This window comes from Streptomyces sp. NPDC031064, from assembly GCF_055570965.1.
Genome location: NZ_JBVIGF010000009.1, coordinates 348,394 through 366,918 on the forward strand (window position 1 = coordinate 348,394; position 18,525 = coordinate 366,918).

Here is an 18,525-nt window from a genome sequence, read left to right on the forward strand (position 1 = left end):
ACCGAGGCGGGGTGGCGGCCGGGGCGGAGGCCGGGGCCGGGTGCGGGGCACGGTGGCGGCGTCCTGCCCGGAAATGATTTGACGGGCAGGTGCCGCCCTGCGGATATTCATCTGCGTCACGCAGATTCTGCTTCACACACGCTACTCGGGGGCTCTCCCGCCATGACCGTTCTCGTCACCGGAAGCCGGGGCCGCGTCGGCTCCACCCTCCTCACGCTGCTGCACGGCAAGGGCATCCCGGTCCGGGCCGCCTCCGCGAGCCCGGACGGCCTCGCCCCGCCCGCCGACGTCGACACGGTCCGCTGCGACCTCGGCGCACCGGAGACGTTCCCCGCCGCGCTCGACGGCGTCGAGGCCGTGTTCCTGTACGCCGACCCCCGGCACATCGACACGTTCATCGCCCGCGCCCGCGCCGCGGGCGTCCGGCACATCGTGCTGCTCTCCTCCAGCGCGGTCCTGTCCCCCGACGCCGGGACCAACGCGATCGCGGCGCCCCACCTCGAGGTCGAACGCGCCCTGGCCGCCGCGTCCGCCGGCGGATCGTTCGACGTCACGTACCTGCGACCGGGCGCGTTCGCGACCAACGCCCTGCACTGGGCCCCGGCGGTGAGGTCGGCGGGGGCCGTGGACCTGCCGTACCCGGGCGCGGTCGGCGACCCGATCCACGAGGCGGACATCGCCGACGTGGCGTACGCCGCCCTGACCGACGACCGGGTGCGCGGCGCGTCCCACGTGCTGACCGGCCCCGAGGCGCTCACGTTCGCCGAGCAGCTCGCGATTCTCGGGCGTGCGGCAGGGCGAGAGGTCGCGGTCAACGCCGTGACGCCGGAGGAGTGGAAGGCGTCGGTGGCGCCGTACGTCCCGGCGGAATTCGCCGACGCGCTGCTCGCCCACTGGAGCGCGTGCGCCGCCGCGCCGGTGCCGTTGACCCGCACCGTCGAGGAGGTGACCGGACGCCCGGCCCGCACCTTCGCCCAGTGGGCGGCCGATCACGCGGAGGCGTTCGGCGGGCCCGCCGCGGCGAAATGACCTGGCTGGCCCGGCACGCCCGGTGGCATGCTGACGACGTGAACGGACCGGAGATCCACATCAGCTTCGCGCCCGCCCTGGGCCTCTTCGTCGCCGCGCCGCGCCGCAGCGGGCGCTCCGTCGTGGTCACCGACGGGGTGTCGACGCTCGGCCATGTCGTCGAGTCGCTCGGCGTGCCGCTCACGGAGGCGGGCGGGCTGCTGGTCGACGGCCGCCCGGTCACGCCCGCGCACATCCCGGCGGCCGGCGAGCACGTCCAGGTCCTCGGCATCGAGCGCCCGCAGCCGGTGCCGGGCGCGCCGCTCCGGTTCCTCCTCGACGTCCATCTGGGCACGCTGGCGCGCCGGTTGCGGCTGCTCGGCGTCGACGCGGCGTACGAGAGCGAGGACATCGGCGACGCGGCGCTGGCCACCTGGTCGGCGAAGGAGCGGCGCGTGATGCTCTCGCGCGACCGGGGCCTGCTGCGGCGCCGCGAGCTGTGGGCCGGGGCGTACGTCTACAGCGACCGGCCGGAGGACCAACTGCGGGACGTGCTGGAACGGTTCGCCCCGCCGCTCACCCCGTGGACCAGGTGCACGGCCTGCAACGGTCCGCTGGCCGACGCCGACAAGGACGCGGTGCGCGGGCAGTTGGAGCAGGGCACGCAGCGCACGTACGACGTCTTCGCGCAGTGCACCGAGTGCGGCCGGGTGTACTGGCGCGGCGCGCACCACTCCCGACTGGAGGCGATCGTCGAGGACGCGCTGCGCGAATTCGGCGGCGCGGCCGCGTAGGTCACTCGGGCTGCGCGCGTAGGTCACTCGGGCTGCGCGCGGAGGCCCTCGATCTGCGCGGCGCCGACCTCGACCGTACGGCGCATGTGGGCGGTGAGGAACGCCAGCTCGTCCTCGGTGTACGCGTCGAACATCGCCGCCCACGGCCCTCCCACCCGCTCCCAGACCGCGCCGAACTCGGCCATCCGCTCGGGCACGGTGGCCACCAGCACGCGCCGCCGGTCGTGCGGGTCGCGCTCGCGCGTCACGTACCCCGCGCGCTCCAGCCGGTCGACGAGCCGCGTGGCGGAGCCGGTGGTGAGCCCGGTCAGCTCGGCGACGCGTCCGGTGGTGACGGGCCCGGGCTCCAGGTCGAGCAGGTTCAGGCACTGCACGTCGGTGGGGTGCAGCCGAAGGTGGTCGGCGAGGGCCTGGTTGAACAGGGCGTACGCGGCCATGTAGCGGCGGGCCTCACCGAACAGCTCGGCCATCAGCCGCTTCCTGTGCACCATGCGGAGAGTGTACGAAGCGGAGGCCCGGAGCCCTGCCCCCGGACTTCGGCCCCCTGCCCCGGACCCTGGCAGCGAACCCGGACCGGACCGGGCCTCGGCCCCCGGACCCGGACCCGGACCCGGACCCGGGCCGCGGGCCGCAGCCCTCGGCCTACGGCTTCTCGGCGGTCAGGTACCGCTGGATGGTGGGCGCGAGCCAGGCGATCAGCTCCTCGCGCGACATCTCGGCGGCGGGCGGAAGGCGCACCACGTACCGGGCCAGCGCCATGCCGAGGAACTGCGAGGCCGCGAGCGCGGCGCGGCGCGGGGCGTCGGCCGGGTCGGGGCAGACGGCGGCCGCGATCGGGCCGAGCTGCTCCTTGAACACCGCCCGCATGCGTTCGGCACCCGCGTCGTTGGTGACGCCGACCCGCAGCACGCCCGTCAGTACGTCGTCCTGCTCCCAGCGGTCGAGGAAGTGCGAGACGAGGACGGCACCCATGTGCTTGGCGGGCACGGCCCCGAACTCGGGCAGCCGCAGGTCGATCTTGGAGGCGGCGGCGAACAGCCCCTCCTTGTTGCCGTAGTACCGCATCACCATCGACGGGTCGATCCCCGCGTCACGGGCGATGGCGCGGATGGTGGCGCGCTCGTAGCCGTCGGCGGCGAACCGCTCCCGGGCCGCCTCCAGGATGGCGGCGCGGGTGGTGTCGGAGCGGCGGGCGGTCGTCATGCCAACAAATGTAGGCCAACAAGTGTTGACGTGCCAGCGCGAGGGCGGATACCGTTGCCAACAAGCGTTGACCAACAGTTGTTGACCACCGATCGTGGGTACCGAGGAGGCTGCCATGGACGGTATGGACGGCACGGCCGGCACGGAGATCGACGTCATCGTCGTGGGCGCGGGCCCCACGGGGCTGCTGCTCGCCGGCGACCTCGCTTCCGCCGGCCTCAAGGTCACGGTCGTCGAGCGCCGGCCGCACGAGATCAGCAACATGACGCGCGCGTTCGGCGTGCACGCCCGCACCCTGGAGCTGCTCGACGCCCGGGGCCTGGCGGACGAGCTGGTGAAGACGGGCGCCACGGTCGACCGGATGCAGGCCTTCGGCCGGCTGTCGCTCGACCTCTCGCGCCTCCGCTCCCGTTTCCCCTTCGTGCTCATCACCCCGCAGTACGAGGTCGAGCGCCTCCTGGAGCGCCGCGCCGTCGCGGCGGGGGCGGACTTCCGGTACGGCACGGAGCTGCGCGCCCTGCGCCAGGACGCCGTCGCGGTGACGGCCGAGGTCACCGGCGCGGACGGGACGCGCGCCACGCTGCGCGCCCGCTATCTCGTGGGTACCGACGGCCACCGCAGCGCCGTGCGCCGCGAGCTGGGCCTGCCCTTCCCCGGCCGCTCGGTCATCCGGTCCATCGTGCTCGCCGACGTCCGTCTCGCCGAGGAGCCGGGCAGCCTGGTCGCGGTCAACGGCACCGGGGAGACGTTCGCCTTCATCGCGCCCTTCGGCGACGGCTGGTACCGGGTCATGGGCTGGAACCGCCACCGCCAGGTGCCCGACAGCGAGCCGGTCGACCTCGACGAGCTGCGCGAGATCACCCGCTCCGCCCTCGGCTCGGACTTCGGCATGCACGACGCCCGCTGGATCTCCCGCTTCCACAGCGACGAGCGCCAGGTCCCCGCCTACCGGACGGGCCGCGTCTTCCTCGCCGGCGACGCGGCGCACGTCCACTCCCCGGCCGGCGGCCAGGGGCTGAACACCGGCCTCCAGGACGCCGCGAACCTCTCCTGGAAGCTCGCCTCCGTCCTGCGCGGGGACGCCCCGGACCCCGAGGCCCTGCTCGACAGCTACCACGCCGAGCGGCACCCGGTCGGCGCGATGGTGCTGCGCAGCAGCGGCGCCCTGGTCCGCCTCGCCATGGCGCACAATCCCCTCCAGCGCGCCGTCCGCGCGCTGGGCGCGGGCTTCCTGAGCGCGGTCCGCCCCGCGGCCACCAGGGCGATGGGCATGATCACCGGCATCGGCATCGCGTACCGCGCCGGGCGCGGCGCCCACCCCCTGACGGGCCGGCGCGTCCCGGACGTGGCCCTCACCGAAGGGCGGCTGTACGAACTGCTCCGCAAGGGCGAGTTCGTCCTCATCGCCCCGCAGGGCGCCGCCTCCCGGACGCCCGGCGTCCCGGTGCCCGGGCGGGTCATACGGGCGAGCTGGGCGAACAGCGCCCGCCGCGACACCCTCCTGGTCCGCCCGGACGGCTACATCGCCTGGGCCACGGACTGAGCCACGCGCCGGGCCGGACCTCCCACCCAGCGCCGCGCCCGAATCCTGACCCGGCCCGGGTCCTGGACCGGCCCGGCTCCTGGCCCGCCCCCGGTCCTGGCCCGGCCTCGGCCTCCGACCCGGCGGTCCCCGCGCCCGGATGCCGCCGTCACTCCAGGACGTGCCGCAGATAGGCGCCCGGGTCGGCGAGGTAGCGGCGCCAGTGGTCGACGAGGGCCAGGTCGCGCCACGCCACCCGCCGCAGGCCGTGCTCGCCGACCTCGACGATGTCGGCGCCCGGCAGCGCGGTCAGCAGCGGGGAATGGGTGGCGCAGATGACCTGGCCGCCACCCTTCACCAACTGGTCCAGGTGGCCGAGCAGTTCGAGGCACGAGCTGAACGACAGCGCCGCTTCGGGCTCGTCCATCACGTACAGCCCGGGCTGGAGGAACTTCCCCCGGAACGCCGCGAGAAAGCCCTCCCCATGACTCACCGAGTCCGGCGCGAACCCCTCCCGGTCCAGCGCGTCCAGTGCCGTCTCGGCCCGCAGGAAGAACCCCTTGCGGGCGGCCCGGCTCGCGAGCATGCGCCGCCCGCGCGACGTGGCCGCCTCGAACCGGACCCGCTCCCCCAGCACCGACTTGCCACGCTGAGTGGCGTACCGCCAGTCGTGCGAACCGCCCCAGGAGTCCAGCCCGAAGCCCTCCGCCAGGGCCTCGACCAGCGTCGACTTGCCCGAGCCGTTCTCCCCGACCAGGAAGGTCACGGGCGCGGTGAACCGCAGCCCCTTCTCCATCAACTGCCGCACACAGGGCACCGACCAGGGCCACTCGCCCCCGTCGTAGGAGGCCACATGGGCGTACGCACGTTCGACGATCACGCCCCGAGTGTCACCGCCGCCCCCGCCCCGGGGCAAGCCACACAAGCCGCGCAAGCCGCACAAGCCGCGCAGCCCGCGTTAGAAGACGTAGGAGTCACCCGTCGCGAGGACCAGCACGCGGTGGTCGTTGTCCGCCGGGTTCCGGTCGGTCGCCCCGCCGTTCCACGCGGTGGCCACTCGTACCGTCAGCTCCTGCGGCGCGCCGGCCGTCCGCACGCTCAGCGCCGTCTCGCGCCGCGTGCCGTCCGCCCGCAGCGGCCCGGTGGAGCACAGCACCTCCCGGTCGCCGCCCCACACGCAGCCGTCCGGCAGGTCGTGCCCGGCGGCGAGCGGGACCGAGAAGGCCAGCCGCACAGTGGTGTCGTCGAGCGCCGACGGCCCACGGTTCTCACTGAGCAGCACGACGTCCAGCCGCCCGTCCCAGAAGGAGACGTGCCCGTGGTGCGCCACATCGGCCTCCGGCCCCACGCCCCCGGCCTCCGGTCCCACGCCACCGGCGGCACCGCCGCCCGCTCCCACCACCGCCGCCATGGCGACGGACATCACCAGCAGAGCCCTGCGCATCGCAACCATGTCCCGAACATACCGATATGACCGGTTCCCATACGCCTCCCCCGCCGCTCGGACGCGATCTTCGTGGCGACCTATGCTGACCGCGTATCGACCGTTCGATCACTCGCGCGAGGAGTACCCGTCATGACCGCCGCCGCCACCCCCGTCGCCGTCGTCACCGGAGCGAGCAGCGGCATCGGCGCCGCCACGGCACGGCAGCTCGCCGCGGCCGGCCACCATGTCGTCCTCACCGCCCGCCGCAAGGACCGTGTCGAGGCGCTGGCCGCCGAGCTCACCGCCGCCGGCCACCGGGCCACGGCGTACGCCCTCGACGTGACCGACCGCCCAGCCGTCGACGCCTTCGCGGCGGGCCTGGAGCGCTGCGACGTACTCGTCAACAACGCGGGCGGCGCCCTCGGCGCCGACCCCGTCGCCACCGGCGACCCCGACGACTGGCGCCAGATGTACGAGGTCAATGTGATCGGCACGCTCCACATGACCCAGGCCCTGCTGCCCGCGCTCACCGCGAGCGGCGCCGGCACGGTCGTCGTGGTCAGCTCCACCGCCGGCCACGCCACCTACGAGGGCGGCGCGGGCTACGTCGCCGCCAAGAACGGTGCCCGCGTCCTCGCCGAGACCCTGCGCCTGGAAATCGTCGGCACCCCGGTCCGCGTCATCGAGATCGCCCCCGGCATGGTCAAGACCGACGAGTTCGCCACCACCCGCTTCCGGGGCGACACCGAGAAGGCGGCCAAGGTGTACGCGGGCGTCCCCGACCCGCTCAGCGCCGACGACGTCGCCGACACCATCACCTGGGCGGTCACCCGCCCCGCCCACGTCAACATCGACCTCCTGGTCGTCCGCCCCCGTGCCCAGGCCTCCAACACCAAGGTCCACCGCGAGCAGTGACCCCGGCATGGTGAAGGGCCCCGGCGCCAACCCGCCGGGGCCCTCCGCAGGACGTGCCGTGGACGTGTCCACGACGTGCCGTGGACGCGTCCAGGACGTTTCCAAGGTGGTTCAGCCCTTCACGCACACCACCTGCTTCAGCTTCGCCACGACCTGCACCAGGTCGCGCTGCTGGTCGATGACCTTCTCGATCGGCTTGTAGGCGCCCGGGATCTCGTCCACGACACCGGAGTCCTTGCGGCACTCCACGCCCCGCGTCTGGTCCTCCAGGTCCCGCGTCGAGAACCGCCGCTTGGCGGCGCTGCGGCTCATCTTCCGGCCCGCGCCGTGCGAGGCCGAGTTGAAGGACGCCTCGTTGCCGAGGCCCTTCACGATGTACGAGCCGGTGCCCATCGAGCCCGGGATGATGCCGAACTCCCCGGAGCCCGCCCGGATCGCGCCCTTCCGGGTGACCAACAGGTCCATCCCGTCGTACCGCTCCTCCGCCACGTAGTTGTGGTGGCAGGAGATGACCCGGTCGAAGGTGACCTTCGCCTTCTTGAACTCCTTGCGGACGACGTCCTGGAACAGCCCCATCATGATCGCGCGGTTGTGCTTGGCGTACTCCTGCGCCCAGAAGAGGTCGTTCCGGTACGCCGCCATCTGCGGGGTGTCCGCGACGAAGACGGCGAGGTCGCGGTCGACCAGACCCTGGTTGTGCGGCAGTTTCTGCGCCTCGCCGATGTGGTACTCGGCGAGCTCCTTGCCGATGTTCCGGGAACCGGAGTGCAGCATCAGCCAGACCGATCCCGACTCGTCGAGACAGAACTCGATGAAGTGGTTGCCGCCCCCGAGCGTTCCCATCTGCTTCGCGGCCCGCTCCCGACGGAACTTGACCGAGTCCGCCACCCCGTCGAACCGCGCCCAGAAGTCGTCCCAGCCCGCCGTCGGGAAGCCGTGCAGCCGGCCGGGGTCGACCATGTCGTCATGCATACCGCGCCCGACCGGGATGGCCTGCTCGATCTTCGAGCGCAGCCGCGACAGGTCACCGGGCAGGTCGTTCGCCGTCAGCGACGTCTTCACCGCCGACATGCCGCAGCCGATGTCCACCCCGACCGCCGCCGGGCAGACCGCCCCGCGCATCGCGATCACCGAGCCGACCGTCGCGCCCTTGCCGTAGTGCACGTCCGGCATCACGGCCAGGCCCTTGATCCAGGGCAGGGTGGCGACGTTCTGGAGCTGCCGCATCGCCCCGTCCTCCACCGACGAAGGATCGGTCCACATCCGGATCGGGACCTTCGCCCCGGGCACCTCTACATACGACATAGTTCCTCAATTCCCCCGAAAAGTCTGAAAGCGCAAAAACCGGCTCCAAGGTCCGTATAAGCGACAACGGACCGGCATCGACGGCAGCGCGTGCGATACACATTGTGTCCATCGACCGGCGACGAGCGGCAACCCGTTTTCCCCGCACCGCCCGTACCGCCGGCCGCACCGGCCGCAGCGTCGGCCGTACCGGCCGAACCGTCGGCCGTACCGACCGGCACCAGAGCGAAAGGAGCCCGGGACCGTGCAGCGAAGGGCGTACGTACCCGGTGTGGCCGCACTCCTCGCGGCGCTCACCGCCGGCGTCACCGGCCTGACCGGGTGCAGCGCCGGCTCCGGCCCGGACGGCACCACCACCGACTCCAAGGCGGGCGGCCCCGCCGACACCGCCGGCCGGCCCGGCAAGTACCGCACGCTCCTCGAACCGTGCGGCTCCGTCCAGCGCTCCACCCTGAAGGACCTCCTCCCCGGCGCCGCCCAACTGCCCGAGGAGCAGCGCGAGCGGGTCTACCGCGGCACCGCCGCCGTCACCTACGACACCGACCGCCGCGCCGGGTGTAGCTGGAAGACCGACGGGCCGGACGCCTCGCACCAGCTCACCCTCGACTTCGAGCGCGTCGTCTCCTACGACCCGGCCGTCAGCGACGACGACCGCGCCCAGCAGGTGTACGCCGAGAAGGAGGCCGCCGCCGGCCTCCCCGCCGCGCAGGCCGCCGCCCCCGGCGAGGACAAGGCGCAGCAGGCCCCGCCCGCCACGGGTCCCGCCACCGGCGCCCCCACCCGAACGGCGCAGGCCGGCCCCGTCCCCACCCCCTCCGGGAGCCCCGCCACCCCCGAGGGCCTGGAACCGCGCGTCCTGGCCGACCTCGGCGACGCGGCGTTCCTGGACGATGTGCTCACCCGCGCCGGTTCCACCGCCCAGAGCCGCACCGTGAGCGTGGTGTTCCGCACATCGAACGTCATCGTGACCATCCGGTACGGCGAGCAGCCGGCCCGCGTCACCGAGGTGCCCGACAGCAAGGAACTCCAGGAAAAGGCCCAGGGTCTGGCCCGGAATCTCGCCGAGAAGTTCGAGGAGTAGCCACCCCGGGCGGCCCCCGGATCCGTCCCAGCGCCCCCGGGGAGCCCACCGCGGACGTCCCGAGTCGGGCTACCGTGTCGGAACCGTAGACCGTAGGACCGTAGGACCGCCGGCCCGCCGGACCGTACGACAAGCGACTGAAGGAACCATGCACCGATCAGCCCCGCGACTCACCCGCATACTCGCCTGCGCAGCCGTACCGGTGATGCTCGTCGTCGCCGGCTGCTCGTCGGACTCCGACAGCAAGGGCGGCACGAGCGACGCGAACGCGCAGTCGCCGTCCGCCGCCTCCTCGCCGCAGACCGCCGTGAAGCCCAAGCCGAGCGTCGCGCCCGCGAAGTACACGGAGCTGCCCGACGCCTGCAAGGCGATCACCGGCAAGACGATCGAGGACCTCGTGCCGGAGGTGAAGAACGAGAAGGGCACGCCCGGCAAGTCCTCCGACACGGCCAGCCGTGGAAGCTGTGCCTGGAACGGCCTGGACGACAACGGCGTCAAGGGCTCCCAGTACCGCTGGCTCGACATCTCGCTGCTGCGCTACGACTCCGACCCGTCGCTCGGCAGCGGCGAGCAGCGCGCCCAGGCGAACTACACCAAGGAGGTCGCCAAGGTGAAGGCGACCGAGGGCGCCACCAGCGTGAAGACCTCGCCCGCGGCGGGCGTCGGCAACGAGGCGACGGCCATCAGCTACGGCCTGAAGAAGACCGACGAGGACTTCAAGTACGCGGCGATCGTGACCCGTACGGAGAACGTGCTCATCACCGTCTCCTACAACGGCGCCGGTTACGCGGGCGCCAAGACCCCGACCCCGTCGGACCTGATGGAGGACGCGGTCAAGGCCTCCAAGGAGGCGGTGGCCGCGGTCGCGGCGGCCAACAAGTAACCACGGCCAAGCCCCGTGCGGAGCCCGGACCTCCCCCGAGGTCCGGGCTCCGTACGCGTGTGCCAGGCTTTGCCCGCTCGGATTCATCGACGGGAGGGGATCGCGGGTGGCCGCGATGCAACTGACACGGACGCACCGAATACTCATCGGCATCGTCATCATGGGTGCCGTGATCATCGCCGGCATCGGTTTCGCCGGCTCGTACGCGGCGGTGCGCGAACTCGCCGAGAAGAAGGGCTTCGGCGACTTCTCGCTGGTCTTCCCCATCGGCATCGACGCCGGGATCTGTGTCCTGCTGGCCCTCGACCTGCTGCTGACCTGGCTGCGCATCCCCTTCCCCCTGCTGCGCCAGACCGCGTGGCTGCTGACCGCCGCGACGATCGCCTTCAACGGCGCGGCCTCCTGGCCCGACCCGCTCGGCGTCGGCATGCACGCCGTGATCCCGGTCCTGTTCGTCGTCGCGGTGGAGGCGGCCCGGCACGCGATCGGCCGGATCGCCGACATCACGGCCGACAAGCACATGGAGGGCGTACGCCTCACCCGGTGGCTGCTGTCGCCCGTGCCCACCTTCCGGCTCTGGCGCCGGATGAAGCTGTGGGAGCTGCGCTCCTACGAGCAGGTCATCAAGCTCGAACAGGACCGGCTGATCTACCAGGCCCGCCTCCAGGCCCGCTTCGGCCGCGCCTGGCGCCGCAAGGCCCCCGTGGAGGCGCTGATGCCGCTGCGGCTGGCGAAGTACGGCGTCCCGCTCGCCGAGACGGCCCCGGCGGGCCTCGCGGCGGCGGGCATCGAGCCGGTGCTGCTGCCCCCGAACCCGGTCCAGCTCGAAAAGGCGACGCCGGAGCTCCCGCAGGCCCAGGCCCTCGATCACCCCCACGCCGGCCCCGACCCCGACCGGGCCCCCGAACCGGCACCGGAGCCCGCCCCCCGGGCCGAGCCCCAGCCCCAGCCCCACCCCGAGCCCGAGCCCGAACCGGCGTCGGCTCACGAGCCCGAACCGGCGTCGGCACACGAGCCGGCGCCCGAGCCCGCCCCGCGGCTGCCCGGCAACCACGAGAGCCCCTGGTTCGACGCCCCTCAACTGCCGCAGGACGCCTACGAGCGCGCCTATGCCCCCACCTACGTCGAGGGGCTGGAGCCCACCCCGGTCCGCGTTCCCCCGGGCCCCGACGCCGTCGACGAGCCGCTGTCCGCCGACCTCTCCGACCCGGACGCCGAGGAGTTCAGCCGCCTCGCCTACCCGGTCTTCAAGCAGTACGTCGACGAGAACAACGACTGGCCCAGCGTGGACGTCCTCGACATCCACCTCGCCGACCGCCACGGCATCCGCCATCCCCTCAGCGCGGTCCTCCTACGCCGCCTGCTGCCCGAGTTCAAGAACCACTACCAGGCCGAACTCGCCGCCGAGCACATCGCCTGAACCACCCGTCCCCCCGAGCCCGGGCTCCGGCGGCCCCCACCGCTCACCGCTTCGCCCGGATCTTCGCCGTCTCCCCGTACACGGCCAGGCCCGCGCCCAGCACCGCGATCACGGCGTACCCGGCCGTCGGGATCTCCCACCACTTGTGCAGCAGCCCCCAGGGCCCGTCCCCGAAGGTTCGCCCCGCGACGCCGAGGATGCCCTGGATGCCGGTGAACCAACCGATGATCGCCGTGATTTCCTTCATGGCTCCACGGTCCCGTGGCCCGCGCCCGGAATCGTCCTGCCCCGGACCGAGACCCGGGTCATCCGAAGGATGCAGAAACGCCGGAGGGCCCTCACCCGCAGGTGAGAGCCCTCAGGCAACCGTCGTGGAACCCTACGCGCCGAGCAGCTTGCGCACCCGGTCGGCGCCCACGGCCAGGAGCAGCGTGGGCAGTCGCGGCCCGGTGTCCCGGCCGACCAGGAGCTGGTACAGCAGGGCGAAGAAGGTGCGCTGGGCGACCTTCAGCTCCGGCGTCGGCTTGGCCTCCGGGTCGAGGCCGGCCATCACCTTCGGCACGCCGTAGACCAGTGTGGTGAGCCCGTCCAGCGACCAGTGGCTGTCCAGGCCCTCCAGCAGCAGGCGCAGCGACTCGCGCCCCTCCTCGTCCAGCGAGCCGAGCAGCTCGGTGTCGGGCTCGGAGCGGACGATGGTGCGCTGCTCGGCCGGGACCTGGGTGGAGATCCAGCTCTCCGCGCGGTCCAGCCGCGGACGGACCTCGTCCAGCGAGGCGAGCGGCCGCGCCGGGTCCAGCTCGCTCAGGATGCGCAGCGTCTGCTCGTCGTGCCCGGCGGTGATGTCCACGACCGAGGCGAGCGTCCGGTACGGCAGCGGGCGCGGCGTGCGCGGCAGCTCACCGGCGGCCGTGCGCACCGCGCGCGAGTGGGCGGCGGCGTCGGCCGGCAGCACGCTGCCGTCGGCGACCTTGGCTTCCAGCTTGTCCCACTCGTCGTACAGCCGCTGGATCTCCTGGTCGAAGGCGATCTTGAAGGCCTGGTTGGGCTTGCGGCGCGCGTACAGCCAGCGCAGCAGCGGCGCCTCCATGATCTGCAGCGCGTCGGCCGGGGTGGGCACGCCGCCCTTCGAGGACGACATCTTCGCCATGCCCGAGATACCGACGAACGCGTACATGGGGCCGATCGGCTGGACGCCGTCGAACACCTCGCGCACGATCTGCCCGCCCACCACGAACGACGACCCCGGCGAGGAGTGGTCGACACCGCTTGGCTCGAAGATCACGCCCTCGTAAGCCCAGCGCATCGGCCAGTCGACCTTCCAGACCAGCTTGCCGCGGTTGAACTCGCTCAGCTTCACCGTCTCGGCGAACCCGCAGGCGCAGGTGTAGGACAGCTCCGTCGACTCGTCGTCGTACGAGGTGACGGTGGTCAGGTCCTTGCCGCACTGCCCGCAGTACGGCTTGTACGGGAAGTAGCCGCCGGTGCCGCCGGAGCCGTCGTCCTCGCTGGCCGCGCCGGAGCCCTCCTCGGCGACCAGCTCGGCCTCGTCGACCGGCTTCTGCTGCTGCTTCTTCGGCTTGCCGGTCGCCTTGTCCTTCGTGCGGTACCGATCGAGGATCGCGTCGATCGTCGCCCGGTGCCGCATCGCGTGCAGGATCTGCTCGCGGTACGCGCCCGACGTGTACTGCTCGGTCTGGCTGATGCCGTCGTACTCGACGCCCAGCTCGGCGAGCGACTCGATCATCCCGGCCTTGAAGTGCTCCGCCCAGTTCGGGTACGCGGAGCCGGCGGGGGCCGGGACGGAGGTCAGCGGCTTGCCGATGTGCTCCTGCCAGGAGTCGTCGACGCCCGGGATGCCCACCGGCACCTTGCGGTACCGGTCGTAGTCGTCCCAGGAGATCAGGTGACGGACCTCATACCCCCGCCGCCGGATCTCGTCGGCCACCAGGTGCGGGGTCATGACCTCGCGGAGGTTGCCCAGGTGGATGGGGCCCGACGGCGACAGACCGGAGGCGACCACGACCGGTTTCCCAGGCGCACGTCGCTCCGATTCGGCGATGACCTCGTCCGCGAAACGGGAGACCCAGTCGGTCTCGGTGCTGCTCTGAGCCACGATCGGCACGTCCTTGATTCCTCGGTCTTCTCGAAGGCTGGCGTAAGACATTCTCCCAGACGGAACAACGTCCCCCGAGGTTGTCCACAGGCCGGGCAAAGCCACGACAAAGAGCTTGCGGACCCATGGGACACTTGACAACCGGAATAGGCATTCACCACCACGACAGGAACGGAAGCTCATGGCCTCGGTCCCTTCTCTCGCTTCGACCGTGCAGCAGCGCCTCGCGGACGCCCTGACGGCAGCCCTGCCGGAGGCCGGTTCCGCCGACCCGCTGCTGCGACGAAGCGACCGGGCCGACTTCCAGGCCAACGGCATCCTGGCCCTCGCCAAGAAGCTCAAGGGCAACCCGCGCGAGCTGGCGACCAAGGTCGTCGAGGCCATCGGCGCCGATGACGTCCTCAAGGACATCGAGGTCTCCGGCCCCGGCTTCCTCAACATCACCATCACCGACCAGGCGATCACCGAGACCCTCGCCGCCCGCGCCGCCGACGACCGCCTCGGCGTCCCGTACGCTCCGAGCGCCGGCACGACGGTGATCGACTACGCCCAGCCGAACGTGGCGAAGGAGATGCACGTCGGGCACCTCCGCTCCGCCGTCATCGGCGACGCCATGGTCAAGATCATGGAGTTCGCAGGCGAGAAGGTGATCCGCCGCCACCACATCGGCGACTGGGGCACCCAGTTCGGCATGCTCATCCAGTACCTGATCGAGCACCCGCACGAGCTGGACCACAAGGACTCGGCCACCTCCGGCGAAGAGGCGATGTCCAACCTCAACCGCCTCTACAAGGCCGCCCGCGCCCACTTCGACTCCGACGAGGAGTTCAAGGCCCGCTCCCGCGACCGTGTGGTGGCCCTCCAGTCCGGCGACGAGGAGACCCTCGCGCTGTGGCAGCGGTTCGTCGACGAGTCGAAGATCTACTTCTACTCGGTCTTCAACAAGCTGGACATGGAGATCAACGACCCGGACGTCGTCGGCGAGTCCGGGTACAACGACATGCTCGACGAGACGTGCCGCCTGCTGGAGGAGTCCGGCGTCGCGGTCCGCTCCGAGGGCGCCCTGTGCGTGTTCTTCGACGACGTCAAGGGCCCGGACGGCAACCCGGTCCCGCTGATCGTCAAGAAGTCCAACGGCGGCTACGGCTACGCGGCCACCGACCTGTCCGCCATCCGCGACCGCGTGCAGAACCTGGGCGCGGACACCCTGGTGTACGTCGTGGACGCCCGCCAGTCGCTGCACTTCAAGATGGTCTTCGAGACCGCCCGCCGCGCGGGCTGGCTGAACGAGCGGGTCCACGCCGTCCAGCTCGCCTTCGGCACGGTCCTGGGCAAGGACGGCAAGCCGTTCAAGACCCGTGAGGGCGAGACGGTCCGGCTGGTCGACCTGCTGGACGAGGCGATCGACCGGGCGGCGGCCGTGGTCCGCGAGAAGGCCCAGGACCTGACCGAGGACGAGATCGCCGAGCGCGCCGCCCAGGTGGGCATCGGCGCGATCAAGTACGCCGACCTGTCCACCTCCGCGTCCCGCGACTACAAGTTCGACCTGGACCAGATGGTGTCGCTCAACGGCGACACGTCCGTCTACCTCCAGTACGCGTACGCCCGGATCAAGTCGATCATCCGCAAGGCCGGCGAGTCCAAGCCCGCCGCGCACCCGGAGATCGCCCTGGCCCCGGCCGAGCGCGCCCTGGGCCTGCACCTGGACCAGTTCGGCGAGACGCTGGCCGAGGTCGCGGACTCCTACGAGCCGCACAAGCTGGCCGCGTACCTGTACCAGTTGGCGTCCCACTACACGACGTTCTACTCGGAGTGCCCGGTCCTCAAGGCGGACACCCCCGAGCAGGTCGAGAACCGCCTGTTCCTGTGCGACCTGACCGCCCGCACCCTCCACCAGGGCATGGCGCTGCTCGGCATCCGGACGCCCGAGCGCCTCTGACACCTCACCCACCCGCGGGAGGGGGCGTGCCGACCACGGCACGCCCCCTCCCGCGTCACGGCCTCCCGGACCCGCTCCGGCGGAACTGAGCCACCTGTGACCCGCCTGCGCCCATGCGCCCCCGTTGCGCCCGCCGCCGGGTGCGCGGGGCGGGACACGATGCCTGCGCCACCCCCGGCCGCAGGAGGAACACATGCACGGCATGGCCAGCTTCGACGACGTCTACGACCGCCCCGACCCGCGCGCCTACTTCGCCCGGCTGGCGCCGCTGTCGTACGAGATCCCCCACCACGCCCAGGCCGTCTTCCGGCGCACCGTCGCCGAACGCGCCGACCCCGGCCTCACCGTGCTCGACCTGTGCTGCTCGTACGGCATCAACGCCGCCCTGCTCAACCACGACCTGACCCTGGCCGACCTGTACGCCCACTACACGAGCCCCGCGACCGCGCGGCTGACGACCGCCGAACTCATGGAGTGGGACAAGGACTTCTACGCCGCCAGGCGCCGGCCCGACGCCGTCCGCGTCCTCGGCCTCGACATCGCCCACCACGCCGTCGACTACGCCCACGCGGTCGGCCTGCTCGACGGGGTCCACCGCGACAACCTCGAAGAACACGCGCCCGGGCCCGCCCTGACCGCCGCCATGGGCGACGTCGGCCTCATCACCCTCACCGGCGGGGCCAGTTTCCTCAGCCGCCGCACCTTCGCCGCGCTGCTGGAATGCGCACGGCGCCCGGTGTGGGTGAGCGCGTTCGTGCTCCGCACGGTGCCGTACGCGCCGATCGCCTCCTGCCTGGCGGGCTTCGGCCTCGCCACGCGCACGGACCCCGACCGCACCTACCCCCAACGCCTGTTCACCGGACCCGAGGAGCGGCGCGCCGCCATCCGCGCCGTGCGGCTCGCGGGCCTGGACCCCACGGGCCGGGAGGAGGACGGCCGCTACCACACCACCCTGTACGAATCGCGGCCCTGATCCATTGTCAGTGGCGGCGCCTATGGTCGTTCCATGGTCATCAACCCGAACGCGCTGGGCCTGGACCTCCCGCCCGGCACCATGCGCGTCCAGCCGTCGCTCTGGTACGCGGACGAGCCCGCCACGCCCGACACGTGGGCCCGTCTCCTGCCCGCCCGGGAAGCCGCCGGGATGCAGCCCGTGCTGCTCACCGAGACCCAGTACCTCCACCCGAGCCAGGTGGCCGACCCCGACGACCACGACCCGGCGGCGACGCTGGCCGCCCTGTGGGACGAGCTGGCGCAGGAGGAGGACGAGGGCACCCTCGCGCCCTTCTCCCGCGCCTGGCCCGGTCTTGCCCCCGCCACCGCCCCCGCCACCGCCGAGGGCGAGACCGCCCCGGACGGCACCGCCCCCGACGACACCGCGGCCCGCCTGACCGCCGAACTGGCGGGCGACGACGAGTGGTTGAAGGGGGCCCGCGGCGCCCTGGTCCCGGCCCGCCGCAGCGCCGACATCCCGGCCGTCCTCGGCTGGGGCGGCGCCACGAACCACACCGACGCCGTTCAGCTCTCCACGATCCTCCGCTCCTGGGAGGACCGCTTCGGCATACGGGTCGTGGGCCTGGGCCCCGACCTCCTCACCGTGTCCGTGGCGGCGCCGCCCCGCACCACGGCCGACGCCCTCGCCGTGGCCGCCGAGCACTACGCGTTCTGCCCCGACAACGTCTGGGACGGCTACGACACCATCCGCGCCTACGCCGCCGAGGAGGTGCTCGACCGCCACGAGTGGACGTTCTGGTGGGATTAGCCCTGGCGCAGCCGCTGGGCGGCCTCGGTCGCCCAGTAGGTGAGGATCATCTGCGCGCCCGCCCGCTTGATGCCCGTGAGGGACTCCAGGATCGCCTTGTCCCGCTCGATCCAGCCCTTCTCGGCGGCGGCCTCGATCATCGCGTACTCACCGCTGATCTGGTACGCCGCGACCGGCACGTCCACCGCGTCCGCGACCTTCGCCAGCACATCCAGGTAGGGCCCGGCCGGCTTGACCATCACCATGTCGGCGCCCTCTTCCAGGTCGAGCGCCAGCTCCCGCATCGACTCCCGCAGGTTCGCCGCGTCCTGCTGGTACGTCTTGCGGTCGCCCTCCAGTGACGACCCGACCGCCTCACGGAAAGGCCCGTAGAACGCCGAGGCGTACTTCACCGTGTAGGCGAGGATCCCCACGTCCTCCTTGCCGATGGTGTCCAGCGCGTCCCGGACCACCCCGACCTGCCCGTCCATCATCCCGCTGGGCCCCACCACGTGGACGCCCGCGTCCGCCTGGACCTGCGCCATCTCGGCGTACCGCTCCAGGGTCGCGTCGTTGTCCACCCGCCCCTCGGCGTCCAGCACGCCGCAGTGCCCGTGGTCGGTGTACTCGTCCAGGCACAGGTCCGACATCACCACGAGGTCGTCGCCCACCTCGGCCCGCACGTCCCGGATGGCCACCTGGAGGATGCCCTCCGGGTCGGTCCCCGCCGTCCCGGCCGCGTCCTTCTTCGCGTCCTCCGGCACACCGAAGAGCATGATCCCGGAGACCCCGGCCTCGACCGCCTCCACGGCGGCCTTCCGCAGCGTGTCCCGGGTGTGCTGCACGACCCCGGGCATCGCCCCGATCGGCACCGGCTCGCTCACCCCCTCGCGCACGAACGCGGGCAGGATCAGGTCGGCCGGGTGGAGCCGCGTCTCCGCGACCATCCGCCGCATCACGGGAGTCGTCCGCAGCCGCCGCGGCCGCGAACCGGGGAAGGATCCGTACGAAGTCATACGCCCCACGCTACGCCCGCGCCGCCCCTGCTCTTGCCGACAGCCCGCCGGATACGGGGCCCGGCCCGTACGACGCGAACGGCCGGGCACGCCCCCGTGGGGAGCACGCCCGGCCGTACCGGAAGCACCGGAAGGCCACCGCTGTCCGCGGTGCCGACG

The 18,525-nt window shown here is 72.3% G+C and carries 18 protein-coding genes; 10 read left to right on the forward strand and 8 right to left on the reverse strand.

Annotated elements, in window-relative coordinates; all coding sequences use genetic code 11:
- Positions 1-162: 162 nt before the first annotated feature.
- A complete protein-coding gene (locus ACZ46W_RS30430; protein ID WP_468344290.1) occupies positions 163-1,029 on the forward strand; it encodes an NAD(P)H-binding protein in 867 nt (288 codons plus the stop codon).
- 38 nt (positions 1,030-1,067) lie between these two features.
- A complete protein-coding gene (locus tag ACZ46W_RS30435) occupies positions 1,068-1,802 on the forward strand; it encodes a Mut7-C RNAse domain-containing protein (RefSeq protein ID WP_468344293.1) in 735 nt (244 codons plus the stop codon).
- 23 nt (positions 1,803-1,825) lie between these two features.
- Here the strand turns inward: ACZ46W_RS30435 and ACZ46W_RS30440 are convergent, their stop codons facing one another.
- Together ACZ46W_RS30440 and ACZ46W_RS30445 are read right to left on the reverse strand one after the other, a co-directional pair.
- Entirely contained in the window at positions 1,826-2,293 is a 468-nt protein-coding gene (locus tag ACZ46W_RS30440; RefSeq protein ID WP_468344296.1) for a MarR family winged helix-turn-helix transcriptional regulator, read from the reverse strand.
- Positions 2,294-2,444: 151 nt separating this feature from the next.
- Positions 2,445-3,005 (reverse strand): TetR/AcrR family transcriptional regulator, encoded by a 561-nt coding sequence (locus tag ACZ46W_RS30445; RefSeq protein ID WP_468344299.1) that lies wholly within the window; start codon positions 3,003-3,005, stop codon positions 2,445-2,447.
- A gap of 124 nt (positions 3,006-3,129) precedes the next feature.
- Here ACZ46W_RS30445 and ACZ46W_RS30450 point away from each other — a divergent pair, with 124 nt between their 5' ends.
- Positions 3,130-4,548: an FAD-dependent monooxygenase gene (locus ACZ46W_RS30450; protein WP_468344395.1), complete on the forward strand. Its 1,419-nt coding sequence runs from the start codon at positions 3,130-3,132 to the stop codon at positions 4,546-4,548.
- A 148-nt stretch (positions 4,549-4,696) separates the two neighbouring features.
- Here the strand turns inward: ACZ46W_RS30450 and ACZ46W_RS30455 are convergent, their stop codons facing one another.
- Positions 4,697-5,407 (reverse strand): AAA family ATPase, encoded by a 711-nt coding sequence (locus ACZ46W_RS30455; protein ID WP_468344302.1) that lies wholly within the window; start codon positions 5,405-5,407, stop codon positions 4,697-4,699.
- Positions 5,408-5,485: 78 nt separating this feature from the next.
- A complete protein-coding gene (locus tag ACZ46W_RS30460; protein WP_468344305.1) occupies positions 5,486-5,980 on the reverse strand; it encodes a hypothetical protein in 495 nt (164 codons plus the stop codon).
- Positions 5,981-6,103: 123 nt separating this feature from the next.
- Here ACZ46W_RS30460 and ACZ46W_RS30465 point away from each other — a divergent pair, with 123 nt between their 5' ends.
- Positions 6,104-6,868 (forward strand): SDR family NAD(P)-dependent oxidoreductase, encoded by a 765-nt coding sequence (locus tag ACZ46W_RS30465; RefSeq protein ID WP_468344308.1) that lies wholly within the window; start codon positions 6,104-6,106, stop codon positions 6,866-6,868.
- A 111-nt stretch (positions 6,869-6,979) separates the two neighbouring features.
- Here ACZ46W_RS30465 and ACZ46W_RS30470 read toward each other — a convergent pair whose 3' ends face one another.
- Entirely contained in the window at positions 6,980-8,173 is a 1,194-nt protein-coding gene (locus ACZ46W_RS30470; protein WP_468344311.1) for an RtcB family protein, read from the reverse strand.
- 244 nt (positions 8,174-8,417) lie between these two features.
- On the opposite strand from ACZ46W_RS30470, the gene ACZ46W_RS30475 reads away from it, so the two are divergent.
- The 3 genes from ACZ46W_RS30475 (at position 8,418) to ACZ46W_RS30485 (ending at position 11,557) form a co-directional block, all read left to right on the forward strand.
- A complete protein-coding gene (locus ACZ46W_RS30475) occupies positions 8,418-9,254 on the forward strand; it encodes a DUF3558 domain-containing protein (RefSeq protein WP_468344314.1) in 837 nt (278 codons plus the stop codon).
- 148 nt (positions 9,255-9,402) lie between these two features.
- Positions 9,403-10,137 carry a DUF3558 domain-containing protein gene (locus ACZ46W_RS30480; RefSeq protein ID WP_468344317.1) on the forward strand — a complete coding sequence of 245 codons (735 nt, stop codon included), beginning with the start codon at positions 9,403-9,405 and terminating at the stop codon, positions 10,135-10,137.
- 115 nt (positions 10,138-10,252) lie between these two features.
- The gene (locus tag ACZ46W_RS30485; protein ID WP_468344320.1) at positions 10,253-11,557 is read left to right on the forward strand and encodes a DUF2637 domain-containing protein; all 1,305 of its coding nucleotides are present in this window, start codon (positions 10,253-10,255) and stop codon (positions 11,555-11,557) included.
- 43 nt (positions 11,558-11,600) lie between these two features.
- Here ACZ46W_RS30485 and ACZ46W_RS30490 read toward each other — a convergent pair whose 3' ends face one another.
- Together ACZ46W_RS30490 and lysS are read right to left on the reverse strand one after the other, a co-directional pair.
- Positions 11,601-11,804 (reverse strand): hypothetical protein, encoded by a 204-nt coding sequence (locus ACZ46W_RS30490; RefSeq protein ID WP_468344323.1) that lies wholly within the window; start codon positions 11,802-11,804, stop codon positions 11,601-11,603.
- A gap of 132 nt (positions 11,805-11,936) precedes the next feature.
- On the reverse strand, positions 11,937-13,679 hold the full coding sequence (lysS, locus tag ACZ46W_RS30495; protein ID WP_468344326.1) for a lysine--tRNA ligase: 1,743 nt from the start codon (positions 13,677-13,679) through the stop codon (positions 11,937-11,939).
- A 172-nt stretch (positions 13,680-13,851) separates the two neighbouring features.
- On the opposite strand from lysS, the gene argS reads away from it, so the two are divergent.
- From argS to ACZ46W_RS30510, 3 genes are all read left to right on the forward strand, one after another.
- Complete coding sequence (gene argS / locus ACZ46W_RS30500) at positions 13,852-15,609, forward strand: arginine--tRNA ligase (RefSeq protein WP_468344329.1); 1,758 nt, start codon at positions 13,852-13,854, stop codon at positions 15,607-15,609.
- A gap of 193 nt (positions 15,610-15,802) precedes the next feature.
- On the forward strand, positions 15,803-16,582 hold the full coding sequence (locus tag ACZ46W_RS30505) for a hypothetical protein (protein WP_468344332.1): 780 nt from the start codon (positions 15,803-15,805) through the stop codon (positions 16,580-16,582).
- Between the two features lie 33 nt (positions 16,583-16,615).
- Positions 16,616-17,371, forward strand: a complete 756-nt coding sequence (locus ACZ46W_RS30510; protein WP_468344335.1) for a DUF4253 domain-containing protein — start codon at positions 16,616-16,618, stop codon at positions 17,369-17,371.
- Here ACZ46W_RS30510 and hemB read toward each other — a convergent pair.
- A complete protein-coding gene (gene hemB / locus ACZ46W_RS30515) occupies positions 17,368-18,366 on the reverse strand; it encodes a porphobilinogen synthase (RefSeq protein WP_468344338.1) in 999 nt (332 codons plus the stop codon). The genes ACZ46W_RS30510 and hemB overlap by 4 nt on opposite strands.
- Between the last annotated feature and the right edge of the window lie 159 nt (positions 18,367-18,525).